Origin of the sequence: Pseudomonas cerasi, from assembly GCF_027983475.1 — a bacterium.
GTDB classification, from domain to species: Bacteria; Pseudomonadota; Gammaproteobacteria; order Pseudomonadales; family Pseudomonadaceae; genus Aquipseudomonas; species Aquipseudomonas cerasi.
The window spans coordinates 1,029,990-1,056,287 of sequence record NZ_JAQJVM010000003.1 but is presented as its reverse complement, the minus strand read 5'-3'; the positions used below and the strand labels follow the sequence as shown (position 1 = coordinate 1,056,287).

Here is a 26,298-nt window from a genome sequence, read left to right as displayed (position 1 = left end):
AGTGTCTGATTGATGAAGAAAAGCTCTCTCACGTGGCTCGTTGGCTGGATGGCTGTGGTTCTGCTGGCCGGGCTCAGCGTCAGCTTTATTGCCAGCCATGAACAGCGCAGATCGATCGATACGCGTATAGAACAGGCACTCAAGGAGGCCGGAGAGGGCATCGGCGATAACTTGCAGGCACGACTCAGGGTGTACGAGTATCGTCTTCGAGGCCTGCGCGGTGCCGTTCATATGCTGGACCTCGAGCATATCAACAGCAGCCAGATGAGCCGCTACAGCAAAGGGCGCAATATCGAGAAGGAATACCCTGGCGCGCGCGGGTTCGGCTTCATCCGTCGTGTCGCGGCCAGCGATGAGGCCGAATTCGTGAGGCGTGTCAGGGCAGATGGCAGGCCGGACTTCAGTCTTGGTCGGCTGGGTGCCCAGCAGGGAGACCGTTTCATCATTCAATTCATCGACCCGCTGGCCCGCAACGTCCAGGCACTGGGGCTGGACATCGCCTCCGAGGAGCATCGTCGCGATGCAGCCCTTCAGGCCATGCGCAGTGGCGCTGCCACCCTGTCGGCGCCCATTACCCTGCTGCAGGACAATGATGACCACTTGCGTGCTTTCCTATTCCTGTTACCGGTTTACAGCACCCCTGAAACCCCGACCGATATCGCCCAGCGCGAAACATCCCTGATCGGCTGGACCTATGCGCCGTTGGCCATGCGTGAGGTGATGAGCAATCTGGACCCTCTCAACCACAGAGTGCACTTGAAGCTTTATGACGTCAGTGAAGGCCAGCATCTGATCTACCAGACTCCGGAAAGCGGTCATGAGCAGGAGGTCTTGCAGACCTATGCTTTCGAACGAGACATCTATGGCCGCGTGTGGCGCATGGAGGTAGGCGCTCACCCGGCATTTGCCGAGGCACTCGATCCGGTTCCGGCGGGCAGGGTGTTCATCATCGGTACATTGGTCAGCCTGATGTTGACGGTGCTGGTTGGCACTCTACTGTTGTCCCGTCAGCGCAAACAGCAGGTGGTTGCCGGTCAGGCCAGGCTGGCCACTATCGTCGAAAACTCCAGCGACGCGATCATCGGTGAAGCCCTGGACGGTCGGATCATCACCTGGAACCGGGCTGCCGAGCAGATGTTCGGCTATGACGAGCACGAAGTGCTGGGCTGTCCATTGGCGCCACTGCTGGTTCCGCCAGATCTGGTTCATGAAGACGAACAGTTGTTGGAAAGGGTGGCCCGCGGTGAGCGAGGCCCGACGCTGGAAACCCGGCGTCTGCACAAGAACGGTCAACTGATCGATGTGACCATTACCTGCAGCTTCATCCGCGAGACGGACGGCACCATACTCGGCGCGGCGAAAATGATGCACGACATCACCGACCGCAAGCGCGTCGAACGCTACCTCATGGAGTTCAACGCACAGCTTGAGCAACAGGTCAGCGAGCGCACTGCAGAGCTGTCCAGAGTGGCGGGTTTGCTGCAGGGGGTGCTGGACGCCTCTTCGGAGGTTTCGATCATCGCTACCGATATGCAGGGGCAGATCTTTGTGTTCAATCGGGGCGCCGAATTGCTGCTGGGCTACAGCAATGCGGAAATGGTCAGCGGTAACGGTCCAGGCGTGTTTCATCTTCCTGAAGAAGTGGCCGCACGCTCCGCTGAGCTGAGTCGTGAATACGGCACCCCGATCGAAGGCATTGACGTCTTTTGCTACAAGGCATCCCTCGAAGGTTCGGAAACCCGACAATGGACCTACGTACGCAAGGATGGCACGACGGTCCCTGTGCTGATGATCATCACCCCGATCCGTACCGCCGATGGAGAACTCATCGGTCATCTGGGTATCGCTCAGGACATCACCGAACGGCTGCACCATAGCGCCGAATTGCACGCGGCCAAGTCCAGCGCCGAAGCTGCCAATGCGGCCAAAAGTCTGTTCCTGGCCAACATGAGCCATGAAATTCGCACGCCCATGAACGCCGTGATCGGCATCTCCCACCTGCTGCACAACACCGCCTTGAACGACCAGCAACGCCAGTTGCTGACCAAGCTGCAGATTGCGGGCCGGACCTTGTTGGGGATCATCAACGATATCCTCGACATCGCCAAGATCGAGGCGGGAGAGATGCGGCTGGAACATAACCCCTTCAGCCCTCGACAACTGCTCGACGAACTGGGCGAGCTGTTCACGCCCCAGGCGCAGGAGAAAGGCTTGCGTTTTTCTGTCAGCGTCGTGGCATCGCTGCCTGGCCAGTTGATAGGAGACGCATTGCGGGTCAACCAGATCCTCATGAATCTGGTCGGCAATGCGCTCAAGTTCACCACAGTCGGCGGAGTCGATGTGACAGTGAGTCGTGAAGACGATCACGCCGATACTTGCTGGTTGCGCTTCTCTGTGCAGGACACGGGCTGTGGCATACCGGCCAATGTACTCGGCCAGCTGTTTGCGCCGTTCACACAGGCGGATGCGTCTACCACGCGGCGTTTTGGCGGCACCGGACTGGGTTTGTCGGTGGTGCGCGGGCTGGCCGAGCAGATGGGCGGCCGGATAGGGGTGGAGAGCGAACTCGGCACCGGCAGCGAGTTCTGGGTGGAGTTGCCGTTTCAGAGCAGCCAGAGCGATCTGGAGCCGTCCGGCCCGGGAAGCAGTCTGGAGGTCATGCTGCTCAGCGACGACGTGCAGTCGTCCACGGCGCTGCAACGCTTATGTCGCGGCCTGGGCTGGCGAGTGGCAAACCTGACCGACGAACAGGCGCTGCACGTCGCCTTGCAAGAGCGTAATCACGTCAACGCGCACTTGCCGGATGTGTTGTTGGTGGACTGGCAGCAGCCGCAGGTTGAGCAGGTGCAACAACTGATCGAGGCGACGCCGCTTCCGGTCATTCTGGTGACCCCGTCCGGGATCCGGGAAGAACTGCTCCCTCTGGTCGACAAGGTATTGCTCAAGCCGCTGGACAGCTCGGCCTTGTTCAACGCGATCAATGCCTGTATCGCCAAGTACCAGGGCAGCACCGAAAGGGTCATTCAGGCCACGCGAATGGATACCTCCATGACGCTCTGGCTGAGTGGATTGCACCTGCTGCTGGTGGACGACAGCGAGATCAATCTGGAGGTCGCCAGCCTGTTGTTGCAGCAACAGGGCGCTGTGGTTCAGACCTGCAGCAATGGTCTGCTGGCCCTTGAACGACTGCGTCAGACGCCAGATGTCTTCGATGCCGTGCTGATGGATGTGCAGATGCCGGAAATGGATGGTTATGAGGCCACGCGGCGCTTGCGCAATGAACTGGGCCTGACACGATTGCCCGTGCTGGCGTTGACCGCAGGCGCCCTGGCAGAGGAGCGGCGACAGGCCGAGCTCGCGGGTATGGATGACTTCCTCACCAAGCCTCTGGACCCCGCCGCCCTGATCCGGGCGGTACGTCGTGCCGTCGAGCGTGTTCGAGGCGCTCCGCTGGCGGTCGGCACCTTGCTGCAGGAAGCCCCGACAGGCTCTGCATGGCCGGTGATCGAAGGTATCGACACCCAGGAGGTCGCCGCTCGGCTAGGCAATGATGTGCCCTTGTTTCTCTCGTCCCTGCGGCGCTTTTTCAATGAATTTGTCGCGTTCGGCGAGAGCGAGAGCCTTCTGGCACGGGCGCGACAGAGCCCCGATCAAACGATGGCTGACCTGCACAAGCTGCGCGGTGCTGCGCTGCTGCTCGGCGCTAGGCAAGTAGGGCTGCATGCCGGGCAGGCGGAAGCCCTGCTGCGCCACGGTACGGACCCTGAGCCGGCTCTGCGGGGTGTGAGCGCCGCTTTCCGTGCTTTGCAAGACCGCACGCCGGTACTTGAGGAAAGGACACCGGCCCCGCGTATCGATGCGGATCCCGATGCCTCCCGACAGGCGTTATCGACCTTGCGTGAATTGCTTGAAAACCGTGATATAGCCGCGCTGGACCAGTTTCCGCTGGCTGCTGCCGCGCTTCAGGAGCTGGCCGGACAGGCACTGGTCGAACAGCTCTGGCAAACCATTGAAGGACTCGAGTTCGAACAGGCACTGCACCTGCTCGAACGTGCCGACTTATAAAAAGGAGCTTCATCCATCATGCAACCTGTACCTAGCCTGCTGATTGTCGATGATGATATTTCCGCCATTCGTGTGCTGAGCAAAGTTCTCAATGGCCTGGGACAGATTCGTTTTGCCACGGGTGGCGCCCAGGCCCTGAAGATGGTCCGGGACATGCGTCCGGACCTTATCCTTCTCGACGCCGAGATGCCTGGAATGAGCGGGTTTGAGGTCTGCGAGACGCTAAAGGCCGATCAACTGCTGGAAGACGTCCCGGTCATCTTCATCACCAGCCACACCGAAACCCGCATCGAGGAAGCCGGACTGGCGCTGGGTGCGGTGGATTTCATCGGCAAACCCATTCAGCCGTTGATCGTCACGGCGCGCGTAAAGACCCACCTGCGCCTGAAAATGGCGATGGACCAGCTCAATCTGCTGGCCCAGACCGATGGGCTGACGGGGCTGGCCAACCGGCGTTTTCTCGACGAGAGCATCGAGCGTGAATGGCTGCGCGTGCGGCGCAATCAGGGGGCATTCTCGCTGCTGTTGCTCGATATCGATTTCTTCAAGCGCTACAACGATCACTATGGCCATTTGCAAGGCGATGAGTGCCTGATTGCCATTGCCCATGCCGTGAAACATTGCGTGCACAGGTCTACCGATCTGGTGGCCCGTTATGGGGGCGAGGAGTTCGCCGTGCTATTGCCGGATACCGGCGCAGAGGGTGCCTGCCGGCTGGCGGAGGAAATCGTGGAGCACATTCATGGCCTTGCCAGGCCCCATGAAACCAGCGACCTGGGCCGGGTGACAGTGTCGGTGGGGGTGGCAAGTCTGGAGGCTGGCGCGCTGCCCATCCCGCGCCCGGGCGTGGCGGCCGGTACTGCGCCTGACTCGATTGCAGCAGCATTGCTGGCGGAAGCCGACCGGGCCTTGTACCGGGCCAAGCATGAAGGACGAAACTGCAGCCGGTTTGAGCCGATACAGGTTGCACCATGGCACTGACACCTTGCTTCAAACCGTATTTTTCTTGAGCTCTGCTTCAAGGCGGTCGACGAACAGGCGTACCCGGTGAGGTACGCGCTGGCGGGTCGGCAATACGGCCGTCACCGACAGTTGCTCGGGGGTGACGTCTTCGAAGTGTATCTGCAGAAGGCTGCCTGCACGGATTTCCTGCTGAACGTCCCAATAGGTCAGCATGGCCAGCCCCAGGCCCTGTTTGCACGCCGTGCGCACCGCTTCGACGCTGTTGGCCGAGAACGTACCCTGAGCGCGAATGGCCACCGGCTCGCCCTCTCTGATGAACGTCCAGTAAGGCATCGCATGCAAGGTGATGCATGGGTGTTGGCGGAGCTCGTCGAGTACCGATGGCTGGCCGCGCCGCATCAGGTAGTCGGGGCTTGCACACACGACCCGTGGGTTGGGCGCCAGCGATCTGGCCACCAGCGAGGAGTCACGTATCGTGGCGATCCGAATGGCGACATCGATGCCTAACCCGGCGATGTCCACGATGCTGTCCGACAGTGTCAGGTCGACACTCAGTGCCGGGTTCTCCTGCATCAATACCGGCAGCAGCGGCATGATGACAGTCTGACCAAACACGCTGGGTGCTGTCACCCGCAACACGCCACTGGCCTTACCGGTATCGCCTTTCAGCGTGGCGCGGGCGGTTTCGCTGGTGTGCAGCATGGTTTTGGCGTGGGGCAGAAACACTTCGCCCTCCGGCGTCAGGGATACCGAGCGGGTGGTGCGGTGAACCAGCCTGACGCCCAGGTCGTTTTCCAGCGCAGCCAGACGCCTGGAGATTGCCATCGGCGACAACCCGAGTCGACGCGCCGCTTCCGACAGGCTCCTGCTGGAAGCAATGGCGGCGAACACCTCTATGTCAGATATTTGCACGGATTCTATCCATTTTCGTTAAAGCGCCTTATCTGCACGGCCGGGTTCCAATGGGCTGCGCCACCCCTTACCGTTGCTGCAGGTTCTGTCAATGACAGCGGGCAATTCGTAGCCGGTCTGCACAGTGAGGATTTGAAGTATGAGCGAGACAAACAAACACGTTACAGCTCCGTTCGATATCGGTCATCTGAAACTGAAGAACAGGTTTGCGGTGGCGCCCATGACACGCGTGAGCGCGGACGAGCAGGGCAGTGCAACGCAGGACATGACGCGCTATTACGAGCGATTCGCCAAGGGTGGTTTCGGCCTGATCGTCACCGAGGGTAACTACACCGATCGCCGTTTTTCCCAAGGCTACCGCTTCCAGCCCGGGCTCACCGATGACGAGCAGGCTCAGGCCTGGCGTGCTACGACCGATGCTGTGCACCGGCATGGCAGTGTCATGATTGCGCAACTCATGCACGCCGGCGCGCTCAGCCAGGCCAATCGCTTCGTCAGCGAGTCTGCGGGTCCTTCGGCCATTCGTCCCAAGGGCGAACAGATGGCGTTCTATTACGGCGCGGGCAGCTACCGGATCCCGCAAGCGATGAGTGACAAGGACATTGCCGAGGCCATTGACGGGTTCGCCCACGCGGCGCAACTGGCTATCGGCACTGCAGGCTTTGACGGTGTCGAGATACATGGGGCGAACGGCTACCTGCTCGATCAGTTTCTCACCGACTACAGCAATCAGCGCACCGATCAATGGGGCGGTGAGGTCGGACAGCGTCTGCGACTGACGCTCGAGGTCATCGCCGCAGTGAAAAAAGTCGCCGGGCAGGCACCGGTGGGCGTGCGTCTTTCACAAGGCAAGGTCAACGACTTTCAGCACAAATGGGCGGGGGACGAGAGCGATGCCGAAATCATTTTCGATGCGCTGGCCGATGCCGGCGTCGATTACATCCATGTGACCGAACATGAAGCATGGCAGCCGGCCTTTGCCCAGGGTGAAGCCAGCCTGGTCGAACTGGCCCGTCGCTACGCGCCGGGTGTTGCGCTGATCGCCAATGGCGGCCTGCACGATCCGCAAAAAGCCGACCAGGTGCTTCGCCAAGGTGCGGACATCATCGCAGTGGGCAAGGGTGCGCTGGCCAATCCGGACCTGCCAGAGTTGTTGCGTCAGGGCGCGCCACTCCGCGACTTCGATCCAGCCATTCTCGGGCCGATTGCCAATATCAAGGACAGCGAGCTGGCATTCAACGGGATGAATTGAACAGGTTTTCATAGGTGGGCTCGCTTCCGGTTCCAATCCTGCATTACCTTTGACTCTATCCTCCCTGGGGGGATAGAGTGCCGGTCTGAATTGTCCAGGCCAGAGCTCAAGCCATGAGTGAACACGACCACCCCCACGGCCATACGCACCAGTCCCACATAGCTGTTATCAAGCGCCTGAAACGGGCCGACGGCCATTTGCGCAGCATCATCACCATGATCGAAGACGGGCGCGAGTGCGTGGACATCGCCCAGCAGCTGCACGCGGTCGAGAAAGCGGTGTGCCAGGCCAAGCGCACGTTGATTCAGGATCATATCGATCACTGCCTCGAAGACACGCTCGGTTCACTCGCCAGGGGCGAGCGGGCACCGCTGGAAGCCTTCAAGCAAATCACCAAATACCTTTAGGTCTCGCATGCCGAATTTCGTCGAGCTGTTGCAGCAAGGGGGTTCGCATGCCTGGCTGTATTTCCCCAGTGCCATTTTGCTGGGCGCGTTGCACGGGCTGGAGCCCGGGCATTCGAAAACCATGATGGCGGCGTTCATTGTGGCCATTCGTGGCTCTGTTAAACAGGCCGTGATGCTCGGTGTCGCCGCTACCGTTTCGCACACCGCCGTTGTCTGGCTGGTGGCAATCGGCGGGATGTATCTGGGCCAGGGGCTGGATGCTGAAACCACGGAACCTTACTTCCAGCTCGGGTCATCTGCCGTGATCATCGCCATTGCATTGTGGATGCTATGGCGCACCTGGCGTGGCGAGCAGCTGTATAAATTCGAAAGTGCCCGGCAGAGTCACGGGCATGCAGGCCATGGCCACGATGTCAACTTCAAAGAGCATGAGCATGAGCATGAGCATGAGCACGAACACGAACATGGTCACAGCCATGACCACAGTGATCTGGACGGCTTGAACCTGAGCGCCGAAGGCTATCAGGACGCCCATGAAAAGGCCCATGCCGACGACATTCGCAAGCGCTTCACCCATCGCGAGGTCAGCAATGGCCAGATCCTGATGTTCGGCTTGACCGGGGGGCTTATCCCTTGCCCAGCAGCCATCACCGTGTTGCTGCTGTGCCTGCAGGTGAAGCAGGTCACTCTGGGCGCGATGATGGTGATCTGTTTCAGCCTGGGTCTCGCCGTCACGCTGGTCACCGTTGGCGCTGCCGCCGCCATCGGTGCGCGAAAAGCCTCGAATCGTTTCCCCTGGCTCAGTGCAGCTGCTCGACGCGCACCTTACCTGTCCAGCGTCCTGATTATCTGTGTCGGGATGTATGTAGGGATCAACGGCTGGATCAGCCTGCATTCGTGAGCTGGTCTGGTGCTTGAGCGTGACCGTTATCACAAAAATAATTTGTGCATCTTTAAAATATATATTGATTTTTGTTGGTTTCGTCCGGCCTTAGCATGAGTAGAACTTGAATAAGTCGCCGGACAGCGAGCACGCTGTCAGGCTCACACGCCACCAAGAGCTGCAATCGGAGTCCTGATGAGTCTTTCTCCTTTCCACCTTGCAATCCCGGTTTATGACCTGGCCGCGACACGTGCCTTCTACGGTGAAGTATTCGGTCTTTCCGAAGGGCGCTCCAGCGATCAGTGGGTCGACTTCGATTTCTACGGGCACCAGTTGGTGATTCATGAACACCCGAAAACCGCCTCTCAAGAGAGCGTGCACAGCAACCCGGTAGACGGTCACGACGTTCCGGTTCCGCACTTCGGCATCATTCTGGAATGGGCTCAGTGGGAAGCTCTGGCCGAGCGCTTGAAATCCTTCGGCACCGAGTTCGTCATCGAACCCTACATTCGATTCAAGGGGCAGGTGGGTGAGCAGGCCACCATGTTCCTGTTCGATCCCTGCGGTAATGCGCTTGAGTTCAAGGCGTTCAAGGACATGAGTCAGCTGTTCGCAAAATAGTAAAAAGCCTGGCGCACACTATGTTGCGCCAGGCCTGCTAGAGCGGGCGCAGCGCTAACGAGTCAGAGCGTGTTCGTTGATCAGTTGGACCAGCGCGGTTACCGGTTCGGTCAGGCTGCGGCGAGCGCGATGTACCAGCCCGATATCGCGATGGAACGTATGCTCTTTCAAGTCGATAGAGCGCACACCGGCGTGCCATCTCTGCAGGGTTGCCGTTTCCGGAACCAATGCGACGCCGACGCCGTTGGCGACCAGTTTCATAATCGCATCCAGTTCATCGAGCTCGCAGACTTCGCGCAGCGAGACACGGGTCTGGCGCAGGAACCTATCGACCTGTCGGCCACCAAATGACGATCGATCGTAACGAATGAATGGATGAGCCGAAATCAGTTCGGCCCAGTCATCCCCCTGCATGTCAGCAGGCACGATAAGGCGATAGGGTTCACGGACCAGCGTTGTCCAGCGCAAGTCGCTTTGCAGTGAGAAGGGCGGGCGGATGATCGCTGCCATGTCGATCTCGCCAGCGTCCACCTGATTGACCAGGTCCATGGACAGGCCGGGAATGACGCGCGTCCTGCACGCGGAGAATTGCTGATGAAACCGAGCCAGCGCGTCCGGCAGAAAGGAGCGTTGTACAGAGGCAATTGCGCCGATGGTCACCAGCACGCTCGCGGGTAGCCCTACTGTCGTAGTGCCGAGGCTGCTGAACTGGCGCACCAGATCCTGACCTTGTAACAACACCTGCTGCCCCATGCGGTTGAGCTGGGCTGAACGTCCTTTTCGGTCGAACAGCTCGACGCCCAGTTCAGCTTCAAGGCGCTGCATCTGCGCACTGACAGCGGCCTGGGTGAGCCCGATCTTGCTGCCCGCCGCAGCGAACGTGCCTTCTCTTGCCACGGCGATAAACGTTTTCAGTTCTTTGATCATGGGCAAAGAATAATTGTATTTTTGCTAAAAATGCATTTGTTTATTTTGTTGTTGGCGGGTTGTCGCCGCTTCAGCGTCATAGGCGCCCGGGCGCTGCCTCAGACAAAAGGTACTCTTTCCTGGAACCAGGCAACGGCCTGATTTTTGAATGCTTCGGCGGGCGGCGTTAACGGGTAGCGCTGATCGTAGGCCAGTACGATGCGCTGGGTGGGCAGCGTTTCGCGTATCGGGCGACACACCAAGGGCTGACCGTCGTAGCTGCGGTCGCCGAAGGGCCTGGTATAGGTCAGGGAAACACCGAATCCGTTGGCGACGAGGCTGCGCTGAAACTCGAAGCTGTGGGTGCGCTGGAGGCTTTGAGGCGACAGTCCATGCATGTTGAACAGGTCCAGCACGTGCTGCCAGCTGTGGACCTGATCAGTAACTACCAGATTGCCTTCACTGAGTGCTTGCAGACTGACATCGGGCTCGTTTGCCAATGGGTGATCAGCCGCCAGCAGGGCATGGGCAGTCAATTGACGCAACTCGATACACGCCATGTTTGCCGGCAGCCCCAGGTCGTAGGTCAGCGCCAGCTCCAGAGTACCTTCGGCGAGGCGCTTGCCCAGATAGTCGAAGCCGCCTTCGCGCATGTCGACCCTCACTCGCGGATGTTCCTGTTGCAGGCGCCTGAGGATCTGCGGCAGGCAATAGGGTGCCAGGTCCTCGTAACAACCCAGTACCAGCTCTCCGGAAAAGTCGTTGTTGTCGCTGCCGATGTCTGAAAACGTCCGGGCTTCGGCCAGAACCCGCCTGGCCTGGGCCATCACTGTGCGCCCGAAAGGCGTAAGCGATACGCCCAGTCCGCGTTGACGAACAAACAGCGGCTGACCAAAAAGCTGCTCGAGGTCGGTAATCGCCGTTGAAATTGACGGTTGGGAAACATGCAGCTCTTCGGCCGCCAACGTGAGATTGCCGTGTTTGGCGGCAGCGAGCGCATAACGGAGTTGTCGCAGACTGAACTTCATAAGAATTTCTTGGGTGATAAATCAATACATATTATTTTATCTTCGCTGTGTGTCATGAAATATTTGCCCTTGCCCACATTTATTCTTCTCCGAGGGAGTTTCAGGTCATGACACAACATTCGTTTGCCCTCACGACAGAAGACATTGAGGCCTTTCAGCGCGATGGCGCAATTTGCCTGCGCGGCGTTTTCCGCGACTGGATCGGCACCATTGCCGACGGAATCGAGCGCAACCTCGCCGAGCCGGGTGCTTACGCCAGCCGTTACGTCGAGAAGGATGACAAACCGCGCGGCTTTTTCGACGACTATTGCAACTGGCAGCGGATTCCAGAGTTTCGCGCCATGGTCGAGGATTCACCGGCAGCGTCTGTCGCGGCTGCCGTGATGCGCTCCAGATCGGCACAGTTTTTTCATGATCATGTTCTGGTCAAGGAACCCGGCGCGCAGAAGGCCACGCCATGGCACCAGGACATCCCTTACTATTTTGTCGAAGGTAGCCAGAACGTGAGTTTCTGGATCCCCGTGGACCCGGTGCGCGAGTCGACGCTGCGGCTGCTTGCCGGCTCACACCGTTGGGAGAAGGGCATAAAACCGGTGCACTGGGCCGATCAAAGCGATTTCTACAAAGATGCTGGCGGGTACCGCGACGCGCCGGATCCAGATACTGATACCGAGCAAGGCCTGCAGGTACTGGAATGGGAGATGCAGCCGGGCGACGCGGTGCTGTTCGATTTCCGTACCGTGCATGGTGCTAGAGGCAATGCGTCGGCTCAGCGCCGTCGTGTCTTGTCGCTGCGCTGGCTTGGCGACGATATACGTTACTTCGAGCGTCCAGGACGGACCTCTCCACCGTATCCAGGGCATGCGATGCAGACCGGTCAGAGACTGCGCGAAGATTGGTTCCCGACGATACATCAAGGAGCTTGAGTTTCATGTAGATGAAACAGGTTCGCCACTGATGTGACGAGCATTTGCACTGCCATAACCCTGTTCACTGTGTTGGAGCGTGCGATTGTGAAGATCAGAAAAAACCTTACCGCCACACTGATTGCTCTCGGGCTGTTTGCCGGCAGTGCTCCAAGCCAGGCCGCCGGTTGGTGCGAGTCGGGTAAACCGGTCAAATTTGCCGGGCTCAATTGGGAAAGCGGCATGTTGCTCACCGACATACTGCAGATATTGCTCAAGGACGGCTATGGCTGTGCGATCGATACATTGCCAGGCAACTCCATCACCATGGAAAGCGCCTTGAGCAATAACGACATTCAGGTACTGGCGGAGGAGTGGATCGGGCGAAGCGAGGTCTGGAACAAGGCGGCCGCCAGTGGGAAGGTAGTTGGTGTGGGGGCACCGATTATCGGGGCCACCGAAGGTTGGTATGTGCCACGTTATCTGGTCGAAGGCGATGCCAAACGCAACCTCAAGCCCAAGGCTCCCGATCTGAAGAAGATCGCCGACCTGACCCAGTACGTGGCGCTCTTCAAGGACCCGGAAGAACCGGACAAGGGCCGTTTCTACAATTGCCCGGCGGGTTGGACCTGCGAGTTGGAAAACAGCGAGATGCTTAAGAGCTATGGCCTGGAAGCCAGTTATACCAACTTCCGCCCGGGTACAGGCCCGGCGTTGGATGCTGCCGTTTTGTCGAGCTACAAGCGGGGCGAGCCCATTCTTTTCTACTACTGGTCGCCGACGCCGTTAATGGGACAAGTCGATCTGTTGAAGCTGGAAGAAAAGCCGGGCGTCGATAAGAAAATCAGCATTCAGGTAGGGCTTTCCAATGTCTTTCACGAGCAGGCACCGGAATTGGTAGCCGTTCTGGAAAAGGTCAATCTGCCGATCGACCTGTTAAACCAGAACCTGGCCCGCATGAGCAAGGAGCGTATCGATTCACCCAAGCTGGCGAAGATATTCTTCAAGGAGCACCCGGAAATCTGGCACACCTGGGTCAGTGACGCTGCTGCCAAAAAGATCGAAGCAACGCTTTAAGGCAAGAAAGGGCATGGATGCCCCTTCTCTTATCGCCGCTGGAGTGCTTGCGTACGCCACCAGCGACCTGGCGGGGCTATTGGTCAGTCTGCCTAATCGATGATATCGGCCACACCCTGATCCTCCCCGAGAAACCCGCCGCTCTGGTGCTGCCACAGCCGCGCATAGGTACCGTTTCTGCCCAGCAGTTCGGCGTGAGTGCCTTGTTCGATGATGCGGCCGTCGTCCATGACAATCAGCCGGTCCATGGCGGCAATCGTGGACAGACGGTGGGCGATGGCGATCACCGTCTTGCCCTGCATCATTTCATCGAGGCTTTCCTGGATTGCCACTTCGACTTCCGAGTCCAGCGCACTGGTGGCTTCGTCGAGCAGCAGGATCGGGGCGTTCTTGAGCATCACCCGGGCGATGGCGACGCGTTGGCGCTGGCCGCCCGACAGCTTGATACCGCGCTCACCCACCAGCGTGTCGTAGCCACTGTGGCCTTGCTTGTCGCTCAGCTGGCTGATGAACCCGTCGGCTTGCGCACTCGCCGCAGCGCTACGGATTTGCTCATCGGTCGCATCGGGACGCCCGTAGGCGATATTGTCGCGAATGGAGCGGTGCAGCAGCGAGGTGTCCTGCGTGACCATGCCGATGGCGCTGCGCAAGCTGTCCTGAGTAACGTGCGCAATGTCTTGCCCATCAATACTGATCGAGCCCTTGTCCACGTCATAAAAGCGCAGCAGCAGGTTGATGAGCGTGGACTTCCCGGCGCCGGAGCGACCCACCAGGCCGATTTTTTCACCTGGAAGAATGCTCAGGCTCAGGGCATCCAGCACCTGGCGTTCGCCGTTGTAATTGAAGCTCACGTTATCGAAGGTGACCGCACCGCCACGGGTGACCAGAGCCTTCGCGTCCGGCGCATCCTGAACCTTGGGACCGCGAGTCAAGGTTTGCATGCCGTCCTGGACGGTGCCGATGTTCTCGAATAACGAGGTCATCTGCCACATGATCCAGTGCGACATACCGTTGATGCGCAACGCCATGGCGGTGATCGCCGCAACCGCACCGGTGCCGACCTGGCCTTGGTGCCACAGCCACAGGGCGTAACCGCCAGCACCCATGATCAGTGCGACCACCAGGGCCTGATTGACGATTTCGAACTGACTGACCAGACGCATCTGGCGCAAGCCGGTGAGCTTGAAGTCCTCCATCGCCGCGCGCGCGAAATGCGCTTCACGCTTGGAATGGGAGAACAGCTTTACCGTGGTGATGTTGGTGTAGGCGTCCGAGACACGTCCGGTCATCGATGAGCGCGCGTTGGCCTGCTCCTGCCCGACCTTGCCCAGGCGTGGCACGAAGTAGCGCATGGCCAGACCGAACAGCATCAGCCAGACAAGGAAAGGCAGCATCAGCTTCAAATCGAAGGCGCCGGCCAGGGCAATGATCGCGATGAAATAGACGCCGATACCGGGGACGATTTCGATGATGGTGAACAGCACCTCGCGCACCGACAGCGCTGTCTGCATCACCTTGGTGGTGACGCGGCCGGAGAACTCATCGGAGAAGAAAGACAGGCTTTGCCGCAACATCAATCGGTGGAAGTCCCAACGCAAACGCAGGGGCAGGTTGATCGCCAATACCTGGTGCTGCACCATCGTGCGCAATGCCACCAGCACGATGCTGCTCAGCAATACCAGGCCAATACCCCACAGCACGCTGCTTTCCTGCGCGGCCGTATCGCCGCCAGCCTGCCACGTGGACAACAGATCCACGACCTGCCCGAGGAAGGAAAACAGCCAGGCTTCGTAAATCGACACACCGGCACACAGCAGCGCAAACGCAAGGATGTAACCGCGTGCCCCTCGCGTGCAGGCCCAGAGAAACCGCGCCAGGCCGTCAGGTGGTGGTGGCACTTCGTCAGGCGGGAAGGGGTCAAGCCATTTTTCAAACGCGCGAAGCATGGTGTTCTCCAAAAAAAACAGTGCAAAGAGTCTGGCGTCCTCGACGCCTCCCGAACCTCTTCCATATTGAGCTTCAGGGTCAATGATTGTCGGCAACACTGCCCAGGCTGTCCCACAGTCTCATCACCTGGGTCACTGCGGCGTCCAGTGTGGCATGTGGGACACCGTCGCGCGCCAGTGTAGACAAGCCCAGAAGAAAGCTGTCAAACACGGCCGCGAGCGTTTCCGGTATTACCGTTGCGGGCAATTCACCTGCCGCAACGGCGCGCTGGATGCAGGCCACGATACCTGTGCGGTTCAGATCCCTGGCCCGAGCAAGGGGTTCGGAAATGGCCTTGCTCTCGTCCGAGCAGGCGCTCATCAGCCCCAACGCCACCAGACACCCTTTAGGATGCCCAGGCTCACACTGCATTTTCGCTGAGTGACGAAGGGTGATTTCAATCGCGTCTCTGGGCGGCAGGGTCGTATCGAACAGGCTGTCGGTGACTCGGCCGTAGGTGTCGAGGTAGCGCTCCATCACTTCATTGAACAGGGCGTTTTTAGAGCCAAACGCTGCGTAAAAGCTCGGCGCCGTGATGCCGCCACCTATGTTTGCCTTGAGCTGGCTTAGGGAAGTTGCGTCGTAGCCGTGCTCCCAAAACAGGTGTAGCGCCTGGGTGATCGCCAAGTCACGGTCAAATGTACGCGGACGCCCCAGCTGTGCCATGTCGAGTCTCCTATGGAATTACTTAAATACTAATCGATACATAAGTCGTTGACCACCTGACTCCATCTGCCTATATTTGTACCGATCAGTATATTAGTGAGGGTTTTGCAATGATTACAGATGAGAAGCAGGGCGAAACACTCCCGCTGGGGGCGTTGCTGGCGCTGGCAATGACGGGTTTCATCTGCATTGTCACCGAGACTTTGCCGGCAGGTTTGTTGCCGCAGATCGCCGACGGGTTGGAGGTGTCTGCATCGTTTGCCGGGCAGATGGTGACTGTTTATGCGTTGGGCTCATTGCTGGCCGCCATTCCGCTGACGATCGCGACGCAAAGCTGGCGGCGCAGGACGGTCTTGCTGGTGACGATTGCCGGCTTTCTGGTTTTCAACAGCGTCACTGCGTTGTCGTCCAGTTACGGACTGACGCTGATCGCAAGGTTTTTCGCAGGCGTCTCGGCGGGCCTGGCGTGGAGCCTCATCGCCGGGTACGCGCGGCGCATGGTGGTCCCGCAACTGCAAGGCCGTGCACTGGCCGTGGCGATGGTCGGTACGCCCGTTGCCTTGTCGCTGGGCGTGCCTCTGGGAACCTGGCTTGGCGGGTTCATGGGCTGGCGCATGGCGTTTGGCTTGATGTCCGGGATGACCGTGCTGCTGATCATCTGGGTGCTGGTCAAAGTGCCGGACTATTCCGGCAAGTCCTCCGCACAGCGCATGGCGTTACGTCAGGTCTTTTTCACGCCCGGCGTACGCTCGGTGCTGGGCGTTGTGTTCACCTGGATGCTGGCTCACAACCTGCTTTATACCTACGTCGCTCCCTTCGTTTCCGCGGCGGGGCTGGCGAATGATGTGGACCTGGTATTGCTGGCATTCGGGGTCGCCGCACTGGCCGGCATCTGGGTCACGGGACGGCTGGTTGATCGACATCTGCGCAAGACAGTACTTGCCAGCCTGGCAACATTCGCAGCGGTGTCAGTGTTCTTCGGCGTGTTTTCCGGCTCTGCACCGGCCATTTACGTCGGTGCTTTTATCTGGGGACTGACCTTCGGTGGCGCCGCCACACTGCTGCAAACCGCGCTCGCCGATTCGGCAGGTGAGGGCGCAGATGTCGCGCTTTCGATGAACGTCGTGGTCTGGAACAGCGCCATCGCAGGCGGAGGGCTACTGGGTGGCGTTTTGCTTGGCCAATGGGGGGCAGGTTCCTTTCCTTGGGTCTTGCTGATGCTGTTGTTGCTAAGTCTGGTGATCGCACTGCGCGCAGGTGCTCATGGTTTTGCACGGGGCAGCCGACTGGACCGGGAGTGTGGTCTGGCTGGTTGAGCACAGCGAGCTCAAGCCAGCCTAAAAATCGGCCCCCACCAGCGCATCTACCTCCTCACGGCCAGGCGCCGTCGCCGGCCCTCGGCGTGTGACCGCAATCGCTGCTGCCGCATTGGCGCGCAGCGCCGCGCGGTCGACACTGCTGCCTCTGGCCAACTCGGCCAGCAGCACACCCGCGTGGGCGTCGCCAGCTCCATTGGTGTCGATTGCCGTGACGGCAAAGCCGGGTATGTGTCGCGTCTGTCCGGCATGGTGGACCCAGCAACCTGCGGGGCCGTCACGAATCACTATGAGCGCATCTTCGCGCAGAATGGACGCCAGGTGGTGGAGCGCGTCGGCGCGCGTCCGGGTTTGCGTGAAGCGCAGGGCTTCTTCGCAGTTGCTGGACCATACGCTGATAAGAGGAAGTACGGCGCGCATCTCGACGCCATGAAGCGCATCAACCAATGGGCCTGGGTCGAATACCACGGTAGTGCCGCCGGGCAATCCGTCCAGCCAGGCGAGCAGGGCCGTGACCTTGTTTTTGTGTGCCAGGCTGTAGCCGCTGACAACTACGTAATCTTCGGCGCTGACCTGCACGCCCTGCAGGTCATCGGCAGACAAACCACCTTCAGCGCCCACATAGGAGATGAACGAGCGCTCGGCCGAGGCTTCCACCAGGGCAACGGCCAGGCCGGTATCTTCACCGGGAACAGGCATCGTAGCAATCTCCACGCCTTCGTCGCGCATGGCCTGGCGAGCAAGGTCGCCGAAGCGGCCCTGGCCATGGCGACCCAGATAAACCGTAGGCAAGCCATTGCGGCAGGCAGCGGCCATCACGTTGAAGCCGCCTCCGGCCTCGAACGTGGCGCTGCTGGCCAGTACATCTCCGCCCGACGGCGGCAGGCGGTCGATGGCCATGACCAGGTCAACCACGACCTGGCCGGTGTAGAGCAATTTAGCGGGCATGGGCAGCCTCTTCGGTAACGACACGGCGATCACGCGCCCCGCCGAGCAGCGCATACAGGCCACCGGCGACAATGAAGGTCACGATCCAGCCCAGGCCGTTATGACCCAGCCAGGAATCGGCGAGAAAACCTTTGAACAGCACATGCTCCGGGGTGGTCGCCACGGTGGTGAAGCTGAAGCCGAGCACGATAGCCAATGCCCACGAGCCCAGCGCGCGCCATTCGACACCGCCGCGATACCAGTAGGCGCTCTTTGGGGTCTGGTCCAGCAGGTCGTGTGGGGAGTAGATGTGGCGATGCAGCAGGTCGACGACAAAGATGCCGACCCACGCGGTAATGGGCACCGCCAACATCGAGATGAACGTAATGAAGGGGCCGTAGAAACTGTCGGCGATCAGCATGAAATAGATCGAGCCGGCAAAGATCGCGATGATATCGACGATGACTGCATGTACTCGCTTGACCTTCAGGCCGAGGGTCAAGGTGGTCAGGCCGGCTGAGTAGACCGACAGGTTATTGGACAACAGCAGACCGCCGAACGCAGTGATCAGATAGGGCACGGCCATCCAGGTGGGCAACATTTCGCGAATGGCGATGATCGGGTCGGTGGCTGACGCCAGATGATCGTTGCCCACCGACAGCAAGCCGCCGAGGGTGATCAGCAAAACCAGAGGGATCCCTGCGCCAAATGCCGCCGAGGCCACCAGTCGAGTGGCCTTCACGCTGGCGTGCTGATAGCGCGACATGTCGGCGCCCGCGTTGGCCCAGCCGATACCCGTGCCGGCGGCCATGGTGCCGACGCCAATGATCATGGCACTCAGTGGCGCTGCCGGCGCGTCGAAGACCAGGCTCCAGTCGATGTGGGTGAGTAGAAAGCCACCGACCACCAGGTTCAGCGCGCCGAACAGGTAAGTTGCCCATTTCTGGATGACCAGCAGGGTGGCATGGCCCAGGCCCGAGACGGTCAGGGTCAGCAGCACGAACAAGGCGATGAACAGCAGGGTCAGGCCAGGCGAGTTTTTCGCCTCCACGGGGGTGCCGAAAAGGATCGCGAACAGTGACAGCAGGACGAACGCGGCGGTGGTGGTGTTGACCGTTTCCCAGCCCAGGCGCGACATCAGCGAAACCAGCGTGGGCCCGATATTGCCTCGCACCCCGAAGATGGCCCGGGACAGCGTCAGGCTCGGTGCCCGCCCGCGGCGCCCGGCAATGGAGATAACGCCGACCACGGCGAACGAGCCGGCGGCACCGAGGATGGCGACGATGATTGCCTGCCAGATGGCCAGCCCCTGAAACGCTACCAGGGTGGCACCCAGCGGCAAGCCCAGGATGCTGATGTTGGCGGCGAACCAGACCCAGAACAGTTGCAGCGGGTGGCCGTTGCACTCGTTTTCAGGAACCGGCTCGATACCGCGGGTTTCCAGCTGACCCGCACCTTGAGAGGCGGACGATGTCGTCATTTGCGTTGCTCCTATTGCCTTTATTGTGGTTGTGGCAGTACGTCAGCAGGTGCAATCCAGTGCAAATTGGCTATTCCGAAATCGGGTCAGCCAGATCGCCGCTCGGAAGGCTGAGGGCGAGGGTGATCTCGTTCACAGTGAGCGAGCACAGCCCGGTCTATCAACCGGTACGCAGGACCAGCAGTTGTTCGACCAAGGGCGCGAGATCGAGCGCGTTGACCGCATCAATTTGCTCGATCAACGCCGCCGGCCAGGCTTGCATGCCATTGCAGGCACCCAGCATGGCGCCGAGAATGGCGGCAATCGTGTCGGTGTCACCGCCCAGGCTGGCCGCCATGCACACTGCATCGAACGGACTGAGCTGGCTGCTCGCCACGCGGTGGGCGAGGGTGAAGGCAGCGACCACTGATTCTTGTGAGGCGACCGAGGTACCAATCACATCGTGCACCCGGTCGGCCAGCTGTTCGTCTGTGCAGTCAGCGCACAGTGCCTTGGCCCATTGAATGCGCGCGGCGATACGCCCACCCGCAACCCAATGACCATGGCGTTCGGCACTCAGGGCTACCTCAGTACCTATCTCCAGAGCTTCGGCCAGGGGCGTGCCATTGATCCCGGCGGACACCACGGCCGCGACCGCCGCCGCGCTGGAGATGCCCAGCGTGGTGTTATGGGTCACCTGACAGGCTTGCACCACCAGCGCCATGAAGGCCTCGCGGTTGCTCACGTCGGCTGCGATGCCCACCGGGGTAATACGCATTGCCGCGCCATTGGTGGTGCCGAAGCGGCCGGCTTCTTCGGGGCTGTGGCCGTCAAGGATCATTTCAATCGCGCGCTTGGTCGAAGGCCCCAGCAGGTCGTAGGAGCCCTTGGCTTTCATCGCGGCTTCCCACTCGATCAGGCTGTGGGCCAAGGCTGTCGGGTCGATGCTGCCGCAGCCGGCCACCAGCAATTGTGCCACCAGGATCGCCTGCTCGGTGTCATCGGTGATGGCGCCCGCAGGCATGTTCGGTGCGATCGGCTGGTCGGCATCGGCACCGATCAGCGTATTGATACGGCCATAGCGTTGCAGGATCAACGCGCGCGGCAGCGACTGCGTCGGCATGCCCAAAGCGTCGCCCAAGGCCAGGCCATAAAAGGCACCCAGGCCTCGGTCTTGCAGAAATGTTGCGCTCATGTGGACGATCCGAAGGCGAGGTGAAGGCGAAAATGCACGGGGTCCAACAGGCTCTCTACGTGCTCCATAAAACGTTCACGGCGGTCAAAGGTCGTGCGCACGGCCTTGAGAAACACCGTGCCGGGCTCGCGTGCCAGCAGCACGGCATCATCACGGTTCAGAGGCCCTGCACCGATCCACTGATCGCCCTTGTCGCCGATGAAGCCGTGGGCGGCCATGGTCACTGTCAGTGACTGTTCCAGCAGACCGTTTTGCGGCAGGTTTTCCAAACCATCGACCGCCGGGATCAAGGCGCGCTCCAGGGAAACGATACTGCCATCAGCGGCGATACGCCGGCGATCCAGGGCCACCAGGCTGGAAGTGCCGAGGCGCACCTCCATGTCGGGCCGTTGCACCGCCACCAGACGCAGGATTTCCGTACGCACGCCAGCACCCGTGTCGGCCAGGGCCTGAGCCCAGCCGGCACGCTGGTCCAGGCTGAAGCCGTCGTAGGTGACGATCGAACCCACGCCGGTCTGGGTGGCAATGAAGTTACGCCGCTTGAGCTCGGACAACGCCTCGCGCAGCGTGCCGCGGCTGACGTTGAATTCCTGGGCCAGAAGATTTTCCCCGGGAAGCAGGGCGCCGGAGCTCATCTGGCCGCTTTCGATACGGCGGATCAGCTCATTGATCACCTGGGTTTTCTTGTCGAATCGAACCTGTCTAGTCATGTACATTTTATAGTTGCATGTTGGATCGGAATGCAAGCTGTTTTTGTGCGAATTGATATGCGAGGCACCAATGTTTAACGGGTTACGCGAATGATGCTCGCAGTTCGACAAGTCACCTCGCGGTCACACGCTCTCCAGTGCCATTCAAGGCAGTCCGATGCGGGCCAAAACTTTGGCAGTAGGGGGCTTTTCGATTATTTTCCTGTGTGCAACCCGATCACTCGGCCGAGGAGTTTGGGCCTCGGCAGATCGGACTGCCCGGCGCTTATAGCGTCAAGTCTTTCCTTTGTTGCCTCGGTAAACATCGTTGCATGCGGGCCGCTCAGGTCGACGTGCAACAGCATTTGCTCATTGCCGGCCAGCTCCATTTCATCACCTGCCAAATGCAGGCTGTGATAGAGATGCACGCGCTTGGCGTCGTGGGCGATCAGTTGGGTATGCACCTCGACCTCGGCGCCGAGTTTCACTTCGTGCAGGTAGTTGAGGTGCAGTTCCAGGGTGAACAGCGAGTGGCCGCTGGCTTCGCGGTTATCGCTATCCAGTCCGAGGGCGTCCATCAGGCCGTCAGTGGCGTAGCTGAAGATCAGCAGGTAGAACGCGTCACGAAGGTGGCCGTTGTAGTCGACCCAGTCGGGTTGGACTCGGGTGGTGTAGGTGGTCAGTGCAGGCATGTCGGAGGATTCCGGGTCAGTTCTGATCAAATGAGGTAACTGGTGTGCTTTGCAGGGTGACGGAAGACTCACAGCCACCCACCGGAGGCAAGCCAGCTACCGTAGGTTTATTCCGCGAAGCTCATGCCATGCCTGGCCTTGGTAGTCTTTACCGCCTCCAGCACGGCGAGCAAGCAATCGTCACGGTAGCGCTCCAATGCCGAAATACTGTGTTTACCCAACTGGTCAGTGGTGCCGTCGACCACATCGTCGATCAGTTTGTCGGTCAGTTCCGGTGCCGGCAGGTAGGTCCACGGCAACTGCAATGCCGGGCCGAACTGCGTCATGAAGTGGCGCATGCCTGCATCGCCACCCGCCAATGTGTAGGTGAGAAAGGTGCCCATGAACGACCAGCGCAGTCCGGCGCCGAAGCGAACCGCATCATCGATTTCACCGGTGGTCGCCACGCCGTCATTAACCAGGTGCAGCGCCTCGCGCCATAGCGCTTCGAGCAAGCGGTCAGCGATAAAGCCGGGGACTTCCTTGCGCACATGCAGCGGGCGCATACCAAGTGATTCATAGACCTTGATTGCCGCCTGTATGGCCGCCGGAGCGGTATTTTTGCCGCCCACTACTTCCACTAACGGCAGCAGGTACACCGGATTGAACGGGTGACCGACTACGCAGCGTTCCGGGTGCGCGGAGCCTTCGTAGAAGTCACTTGGCAACAGGCCGGACGTACTTGAACCAATTAACACATTCGGCCTGGCCGCCGCGCTGATTCTGCGGTGCAGATCCAGTTTCAGTTCCAGGCGTTCCGGGGCGCTTTCCTGAATGAAGTCGGCGTCGCTGACACATTCCTCGATGGTGGCCACGAAGCGCAGGCGGTTCTGGGATGCACCGGGTACCAGACCCTGTTGTTCCAGCGCACCCCAGCAATTGGCGACACGGTTACGCAACGCTGCTTCGGCGCCGGGCGCGGGGTCCCAGGCGACCACATCCAGTCCATGGGCGAGGGCGCGGGATACCCAGCCACTGCCGATGACGCCGCTGCCAAGAGCGGCGAAGGTTTTGATTTCAGTGATAAAGCTCATGGCGACGATCCTGAAGAGTGCGGTGATTCAATCACAGGGTTTTATGTCTTGAAGGCATTAGCCGCGCTTGGCAAGGCCCATCTTGATGCGGCCTTCTGCCGGGGTCATGACTCGTGCGCCCAGGCGGCTGAGAATTTCACTGGCGCGTTCCACCAATTGACCGTTGGTGGCGAGCACGCCCTTGTCCAGCCACAGGTTGTCCTCCAGACCGACCCGGACGTTGCCGCCCATCAACACCGCTTGCGCGGCCATCGGCATCTGCATGCGGCCAATACCAAAGCCCGCCCACACCGCATCGGCGGGCAGATTATCGACCATGGCTTTCATGGTGGTGGTGTCGGCGGGTGCGCCCCATGGAATACCCAGGCACAGCTGGAACAGCGGGTTGTCGAGCAGACCCTCCTTGATCATCTGTTTGGCGAACCACAGGTGGCCGGTGTCGAAGATTTCCAGCTCGGCCTTTACGCCCAGCGCCTGGATACGTCTGGCGCCGGCGCGCAGTTGCGACGGGGTGGACACGTAAATAGTGTCGCCGTCGCCAAAGTTCAGGGTGCCGCAGTCGAGGGTGCAGATTTCCGGCAGCAGTTCCTCAACATGGGCCAGACGTGTCATTGGGCCGACCAGATCGGTATTGGCACCAAACTCCATCGGGCGTTCACCGTCGCCAATCTCCAGATCGCCACCCATGCCAGCGGTGAGGTTGACGATGATGTCGATGTCGGCCTCCCGAATACGCTCCATCACTTCGCGGTACAGCGCCACGTCGCGGCTGAACTTGCCGGTGTGCGGGTCGCGCACATGACAGTGCACCACGGTGGCACCGGCTTTGGCGGCCTCAACCGCGGCGGCCGCGATTTGCTTGGGCGTGACCGGCACGTGAGGGCTTCGGGCGGTCGTGTCGCCAGCACCGGTGAGTGCGCAGGTGATGATGACGTCGTGGTTCATGGGGTGGCTCCTTACAGGCGTGAGGATGCCGTTCGCGACGATGGATGATCGCGAAGCGGCCGTTCAAAATCAGGTTATTGGCTGCTCAATTGGAGATTTGCCGCAGCCGGTTTGCCGTCGAAGGTGGTGACGCCCTCCAGCCAGCGCGCCTGGTCTTGAGGATGGTCTTTGAGCCACTGTCTGGCGGACTCGAGAGCATCCTTGTGATCCAGTAGCGGCTGCATCATCCGGCTCTCGTCGGCGGCGGTGAACGTCAGGTTAGTCAGCAATCTATGCACGTTGGGGCACTGTTCGGCATAAGTCGGCGAAGTGACCGTCCATACCGTAGCCATGCCCTCGTTCGGGCCCAAGGCGTCGTCGCTGCCATTGAGGTATGTCATCGCCACGTTGACGTTCATCGGGTGCGGCGTCCAGCCGAAAAACACCACGGCTTCCTTGCGGCGTACGGCACGGTCCACGGCGGCGAGCATGCCGGCTTCGCTGGACTCAACCAACTGGAATTTGCCCAGGCCGAACTGGTTTTTGGCGATCATCGCCTTGATCTGGGTATTGGCGCCTGAGCCAGGCTCGATGCCGTAGATTTTGCCGCCCAGTTCCTTCTCGAACCTGGCGATGTCGGCAAAGGTCTTCAGGCCCTTGTCCGCCAGGTAAGTCGGCACGGCGAGGGTGGCGCGAGCGTCTTCCAGGCTCGGTTTGTCGAGCACTTTGACCTTCCGGGCCTCGACAAACGGCGTGATGGTCTGGGTCATCAACGGGTTCCAGTAGCCCAGAAAGAGCTCCAGGCGCTGGTCGCGGATGCCGGCGAAAATGATCTGCTGGGAAGCGCTGGTCTGTTTGGTCTTGTAACCGAGGCCGTCGAGCAACACTTGGGTCATGGCGCTGGTTGCGATCACGTCGGTCCAGTTCACCACACCCATGCGCACGTTCTGGCATGAAGCGGCATCAGCCGCCATTACATTGCTGCTCAAGAGCGCGCTGGCGCCGAGTGCAAGCACGCTGCAACTAATCAGTCGGTTCATGGTGGGGCCCTCGGCAGATCGTTATTGTGGGGTGTCGGCGTCTTTGTGCACCGTGGGAACAAATTACCCTGCCTGGAGGGCGGCCAAGCGCACTGCAGCGACCCGCTTTTGCACTGCGGCGACCTGCCCCTTGAATGTGCCCATGAACGGGAGTATCAACGTGCCACGCTGCAGGTCCGAGGAGAGCGTTACCATGGCCCAGGATTTCTATTTTTTGCTGATGCCGGGGTTCTCGGCCATCGGCTTTATCTCCGCGCTAGAGCCCTTGCGGGTGGCCAACCGCTTTGGTGGCGAGCTGTACCGCTGGCACGTCCTCAGCGCCGACGGCGGCGCGGTACAGGCGAGCAACGGCATGTCGGTCAACGCCGACGCGGCGCTTGAGTCGCTGAAAAAAGGCGCGACCCTGCTGGTGGTGGCCGGCTTTGAACCGCTGCAGTTCGCCACGCCGGCCCTGCAGCAATGGCTGCGTCGCCTTGATCATGAAGGCGTGACCCTGGGCGCCATCGACACTGGCGCCTGTGTGCTCGCTGAAACCGGCTTGCTCGATGGCCATCGCCTGACCCTGCATTGGGAAGCCATTGAAGCGTTCAAGGAGTCCTACCCACAGCTCACCGTGACCCAGGAACTGTTCGAGATCGACCGCCGCCGCATCACCTGCGCAGGGGGCACAGCGTCCATCGACCTGATGCTCGACCTGATCGCCCAGGCGCACGGCCCCGAGTTGGCGATTCAGGTATCCGAACAATTCGTACTGGGCCGCATCCGCACGCGCAGGGACCACCAACGCATGCAGATCGCTACGCGCTATGGCATCGCCAACAAGAAGTTGGTGCACGTGATCGGAGAGATGGAACAGCAAACCGAACGCCCCCTCAGCACCCTGGCCCTTGCCGAAGCGATCAACGTCACCCGGCGCCAGCTGGAACGCTTGTTTCGCCTGCACCTGAACGACACGCCGAGCAACTTCTATCTGGGCCTGCGCCTGGAGAAAGCCCGGAAACTGCTGCGGCAAAGCGGTCTGAGTGTGCTGGAAGTGAGCATCGCCTGCGGGTTCGAATCGCCGTCGTATTTCACTCGCAGCTATCGAGCGCGGTTTGCGAAATGCCCTAGGGAGGATCGGCGGCGGGAGGGGATTTGAGTCTTGTTTTCAGGGGGCGAGGTTGGGCTTTGCGTAGGCGGGTTTTGGTGTTGGCTATAGCTGTACTCTTCGGCTGGTGTTGGTAGCAGTGGAAGTAGGAGCGCCAATTTGAGTGATTATGTTCGTGCGTTTAGCGGGGGCTGTAGATGTCTAGGCGATAGGGTGTTAATTCGT

At 60.2% G+C, this 26,298-nt stretch carries 23 protein-coding genes; 10 read left to right on the top strand and 13 right to left on the bottom strand.

Features of this window, described 5'->3' with window-relative positions; translation table 11 throughout:
• The first annotated feature begins 12 nt into the window (after positions 1-12).
• Together PI739_RS20275 and PI739_RS20270 are read left to right on the top strand one after the other, a co-directional pair.
• Positions 13-4,065 (top strand): CHASE domain-containing hybrid sensor histidine kinase/response regulator, encoded by a 4,053-nt coding sequence (locus tag PI739_RS20275; protein WP_271352151.1) that lies wholly within the window; start codon positions 13-15, stop codon positions 4,063-4,065.
• Between the two features lie 18 nt (positions 4,066-4,083).
• Positions 4,084-5,046 carry a GGDEF domain-containing response regulator gene (locus PI739_RS20270; RefSeq protein WP_044309371.1) on the top strand — a complete coding sequence of 321 codons (963 nt, stop codon included), beginning with the start codon at positions 4,084-4,086 and terminating at the stop codon, positions 5,044-5,046.
• A gap of 9 nt (positions 5,047-5,055) precedes the next feature.
• Here the strand turns inward: PI739_RS20270 and PI739_RS20265 are convergent, their stop codons facing one another.
• On the bottom strand, positions 5,056-5,940 hold the full coding sequence (locus PI739_RS20265; protein ID WP_248680770.1) for a LysR family transcriptional regulator: 885 nt from the start codon (positions 5,938-5,940) through the stop codon (positions 5,056-5,058).
• Between the two features lie 139 nt (positions 5,941-6,079).
• On the opposite strand from PI739_RS20265, the gene PI739_RS20260 reads away from it, so the two are divergent.
• The 4 genes from PI739_RS20260 to PI739_RS20245 all read left to right on the top strand — a co-directional run bounded on the left by PI739_RS20260 (position 6,080) and on the right by PI739_RS20245 (position 9,103).
• On the top strand, positions 6,080-7,192 hold the full coding sequence (locus PI739_RS20260) for an NADH:flavin oxidoreductase (protein WP_024663669.1): 1,113 nt from the start codon (positions 6,080-6,082) through the stop codon (positions 7,190-7,192).
• A gap of 113 nt (positions 7,193-7,305) precedes the next feature.
• Positions 7,306-7,599, top strand: coding sequence for a metal-sensing transcriptional repressor (locus PI739_RS20255; protein WP_271352150.1), 294 nt, complete (start codon positions 7,306-7,308; stop codon positions 7,597-7,599).
• 7 nt (positions 7,600-7,606) lie between these two features.
• The gene (locus PI739_RS20250) at positions 7,607-8,500 is read left to right on the top strand and encodes a nickel/cobalt efflux protein RcnA (RefSeq protein WP_248672368.1); all 894 of its coding nucleotides are present in this window, start codon (positions 7,607-7,609) and stop codon (positions 8,498-8,500) included.
• A 177-nt stretch (positions 8,501-8,677) separates the two neighbouring features.
• Entirely contained in the window at positions 8,678-9,103 is a 426-nt protein-coding gene (locus PI739_RS20245; RefSeq protein ID WP_003364399.1) for a VOC family protein, read from the top strand.
• A gap of 54 nt (positions 9,104-9,157) precedes the next feature.
• On the opposite strand, the gene PI739_RS20240 is transcribed toward PI739_RS20245, so the two are convergent.
• Together PI739_RS20240 and PI739_RS20235 are read right to left on the bottom strand one after the other, a co-directional pair.
• A complete protein-coding gene (locus PI739_RS20240; RefSeq protein ID WP_271352149.1) occupies positions 9,158-10,030 on the bottom strand; it encodes a LysR family transcriptional regulator in 873 nt (290 codons plus the stop codon).
• A 98-nt stretch (positions 10,031-10,128) separates the two neighbouring features.
• Positions 10,129-11,037: a LysR family transcriptional regulator gene (locus PI739_RS20235; RefSeq protein WP_003364395.1), complete on the bottom strand. Its 909-nt coding sequence runs from the start codon at positions 11,035-11,037 to the stop codon at positions 10,129-10,131.
• A gap of 107 nt (positions 11,038-11,144) precedes the next feature.
• Between PI739_RS20235 and PI739_RS20230 the strand changes: the two genes are divergently transcribed.
• Positions 11,145-11,963 carry a phytanoyl-CoA dioxygenase family protein gene (locus PI739_RS20230; protein ID WP_271352148.1) on the top strand — a complete coding sequence of 273 codons (819 nt, stop codon included), beginning with the start codon at positions 11,145-11,147 and terminating at the stop codon, positions 11,961-11,963.
• Positions 11,964-12,050: 87 nt separating this feature from the next.
• Positions 12,051-13,019, top strand: coding sequence for an ABC transporter substrate-binding protein (locus tag PI739_RS20225; protein ID WP_129485607.1), 969 nt, complete (start codon positions 12,051-12,053; stop codon positions 13,017-13,019).
• Between the two features lie 92 nt (positions 13,020-13,111).
• Here the strand turns inward: PI739_RS20225 and PI739_RS20220 are convergent, their stop codons facing one another.
• Together PI739_RS20220 and PI739_RS20215 are read right to left on the bottom strand one after the other, a co-directional pair.
• Entirely contained in the window at positions 13,112-14,965 is a 1,854-nt protein-coding gene (locus tag PI739_RS20220) for an ABC transporter ATP-binding protein (RefSeq protein ID WP_271352147.1), read from the bottom strand.
• Between the two features lie 79 nt (positions 14,966-15,044).
• Positions 15,045-15,671: a TetR/AcrR family transcriptional regulator gene (locus PI739_RS20215; RefSeq protein ID WP_004413707.1), complete on the bottom strand. Its 627-nt coding sequence runs from the start codon at positions 15,669-15,671 to the stop codon at positions 15,045-15,047.
• Positions 15,672-15,781: 110 nt separating this feature from the next.
• On the opposite strand from PI739_RS20215, the gene PI739_RS20210 reads away from it, so the two are divergent.
• Entirely contained in the window at positions 15,782-16,987 is a 1,206-nt protein-coding gene (locus PI739_RS20210; RefSeq protein ID WP_024663665.1) for an MFS transporter, read from the top strand.
• Positions 16,988-17,008: 21 nt separating this feature from the next.
• Here the strand turns inward: PI739_RS20210 and PI739_RS20205 are convergent, their stop codons facing one another.
• The 8 genes from PI739_RS20205 to PI739_RS20170 form a co-directional block, all read right to left on the bottom strand.
• Positions 17,009-17,935, bottom strand: a complete 927-nt coding sequence (locus PI739_RS20205) for a PfkB family carbohydrate kinase (RefSeq protein ID WP_096121446.1) — start codon at positions 17,933-17,935, stop codon at positions 17,009-17,011.
• Positions 17,925-19,394 carry a purine-cytosine permease family protein gene (locus tag PI739_RS20200; RefSeq protein WP_004413701.1) on the bottom strand — a complete coding sequence of 490 codons (1,470 nt, stop codon included), beginning with the start codon at positions 19,392-19,394 and terminating at the stop codon, positions 17,925-17,927. The genes PI739_RS20205 and PI739_RS20200 overlap by 11 nt, the downstream gene beginning before the upstream one ends.
• 160 nt (positions 19,395-19,554) lie before the next feature.
• The gene (locus PI739_RS20195; RefSeq protein ID WP_129485610.1) at positions 19,555-20,568 is read right to left on the bottom strand and encodes an ADP-ribosylglycohydrolase family protein; all 1,014 of its coding nucleotides are present in this window, start codon (positions 20,566-20,568) and stop codon (positions 19,555-19,557) included.
• Positions 20,565-21,284: a GntR family transcriptional regulator gene (locus PI739_RS20190; RefSeq protein ID WP_003364375.1), complete on the bottom strand. Its 720-nt coding sequence runs from the start codon at positions 21,282-21,284 to the stop codon at positions 20,565-20,567. Before PI739_RS20190 ends, PI739_RS20195 begins: the two co-directional genes overlap by 4 nt.
• Before the next feature lie 188 nt (positions 21,285-21,472).
• Entirely contained in the window at positions 21,473-21,949 is a 477-nt protein-coding gene (locus PI739_RS20185) for a thioesterase family protein (protein WP_271352146.1), read from the bottom strand.
• Positions 21,950-22,056: 107 nt separating this feature from the next.
• Positions 22,057-23,022 carry an L-carnitine dehydrogenase gene (locus PI739_RS20180; protein WP_074806189.1) on the bottom strand — a complete coding sequence of 322 codons (966 nt, stop codon included), beginning with the start codon at positions 23,020-23,022 and terminating at the stop codon, positions 22,057-22,059.
• 57 nt (positions 23,023-23,079) lie between these two features.
• Positions 23,080-23,967: a 3-dehydrocarnitine:acetyl-CoA trimethylamine transferase CdhC gene (locus PI739_RS20175; RefSeq protein WP_058396240.1), complete on the bottom strand. Its 888-nt coding sequence runs from the start codon at positions 23,965-23,967 to the stop codon at positions 23,080-23,082.
• A 74-nt stretch (positions 23,968-24,041) separates the two neighbouring features.
• Positions 24,042-24,986 carry a choline ABC transporter substrate-binding protein gene (locus PI739_RS20170; RefSeq protein ID WP_271352145.1) on the bottom strand — a complete coding sequence of 315 codons (945 nt, stop codon included), beginning with the start codon at positions 24,984-24,986 and terminating at the stop codon, positions 24,042-24,044.
• 193 nt (positions 24,987-25,179) lie between these two features.
• Here PI739_RS20170 and PI739_RS20165 point away from each other — a divergent pair, with 193 nt between their 5' ends.
• On the top strand, positions 25,180-26,124 hold the full coding sequence (locus tag PI739_RS20165; protein ID WP_271352144.1) for a GlxA family transcriptional regulator: 945 nt from the start codon (positions 25,180-25,182) through the stop codon (positions 26,122-26,124).
• Positions 26,125-26,298 lie beyond the last annotated feature (174 nt).

Coding starts and splice junctions, on each gene's coding strand:
- PI739_RS20275 (WP_271352151.1), top strand. CDS start 13: ATGAAGAAAAGCTCTCTCACGTGGCTCGTTGGCTGGATGGCTGTGGTT.
- PI739_RS20270 (WP_044309371.1), top strand. CDS start 4,084: ATGCAACCTGTACCTAGCCTGCTGATTGTCGATGATGATATTTCCGCC.
- PI739_RS20260 (WP_024663669.1), top strand. CDS start 6,080: ATGAGCGAGACAAACAAACACGTTACAGCTCCGTTCGATATCGGTCAT.
- PI739_RS20255 (WP_271352150.1), top strand. CDS start 7,306: ATGAGTGAACACGACCACCCCCACGGCCATACGCACCAGTCCCACATA.
- PI739_RS20250 (WP_248672368.1), top strand. CDS start 7,607: ATGCCGAATTTCGTCGAGCTGTTGCAGCAAGGGGGTTCGCATGCCTGG.
- PI739_RS20245 (WP_003364399.1), top strand. CDS start 8,678: ATGAGTCTTTCTCCTTTCCACCTTGCAATCCCGGTTTATGACCTGGCC.
- PI739_RS20240 (WP_271352149.1), bottom strand. CDS start 10,030: ATGATCAAAGAACTGAAAACGTTTATCGCCGTGGCAAGAGAAGGCACG.
- PI739_RS20235 (WP_003364395.1), bottom strand. CDS start 11,037: ATGAAGTTCAGTCTGCGACAACTCCGTTATGCGCTCGCTGCCGCCAAA.
- PI739_RS20230 (WP_271352148.1), top strand. CDS start 11,145: ATGACACAACATTCGTTTGCCCTCACGACAGAAGACATTGAGGCCTTT.
- PI739_RS20220 (WP_271352147.1), bottom strand. CDS start 14,965: ATGCTTCGCGCGTTTGAAAAATGGCTTGACCCCTTCCCGCCTGACGAA.
- PI739_RS20215 (WP_004413707.1), bottom strand. CDS start 15,671: ATGGCACAGCTGGGGCGTCCGCGTACATTTGACCGTGACTTGGCGATC.
- PI739_RS20210 (WP_024663665.1), top strand. CDS start 15,782: ATGATTACAGATGAGAAGCAGGGCGAAACACTCCCGCTGGGGGCGTTG.
- PI739_RS20205 (WP_096121446.1), bottom strand. CDS start 17,935: ATGCCCGCTAAATTGCTCTACACCGGCCAGGTCGTGGTTGACCTGGTC.
- PI739_RS20200 (WP_004413701.1), bottom strand. CDS start 19,394: ATGACGACATCGTCCGCCTCTCAAGGTGCGGGTCAGCTGGAAACCCGC.
- PI739_RS20195 (WP_129485610.1), bottom strand. CDS start 20,568: ATGAGCGCAACATTTCTGCAAGACCGAGGCCTGGGTGCCTTTTATGGC.
- PI739_RS20190 (WP_003364375.1), bottom strand. CDS start 21,284: ATGTACATGACTAGACAGGTTCGATTCGACAAGAAAACCCAGGTGATC.
- PI739_RS20185 (WP_271352146.1), bottom strand. CDS start 21,949: ATGCCTGCACTGACCACCTACACCACCCGAGTCCAACCCGACTGGGTC.
- PI739_RS20180 (WP_074806189.1), bottom strand. CDS start 23,022: ATGAGCTTTATCACTGAAATCAAAACCTTCGCCGCTCTTGGCAGCGGC.
- PI739_RS20175 (WP_058396240.1), bottom strand. CDS start 23,967: ATGAACCACGACGTCATCATCACCTGCGCACTCACCGGTGCTGGCGAC.
- PI739_RS20170 (WP_271352145.1), bottom strand. CDS start 24,986: ATGAACCGACTGATTAGTTGCAGCGTGCTTGCACTCGGCGCCAGCGCG.
- PI739_RS20165 (WP_271352144.1), top strand. CDS start 25,180: ATGGCCCAGGATTTCTATTTTTTGCTGATGCCGGGGTTCTCGGCCATC.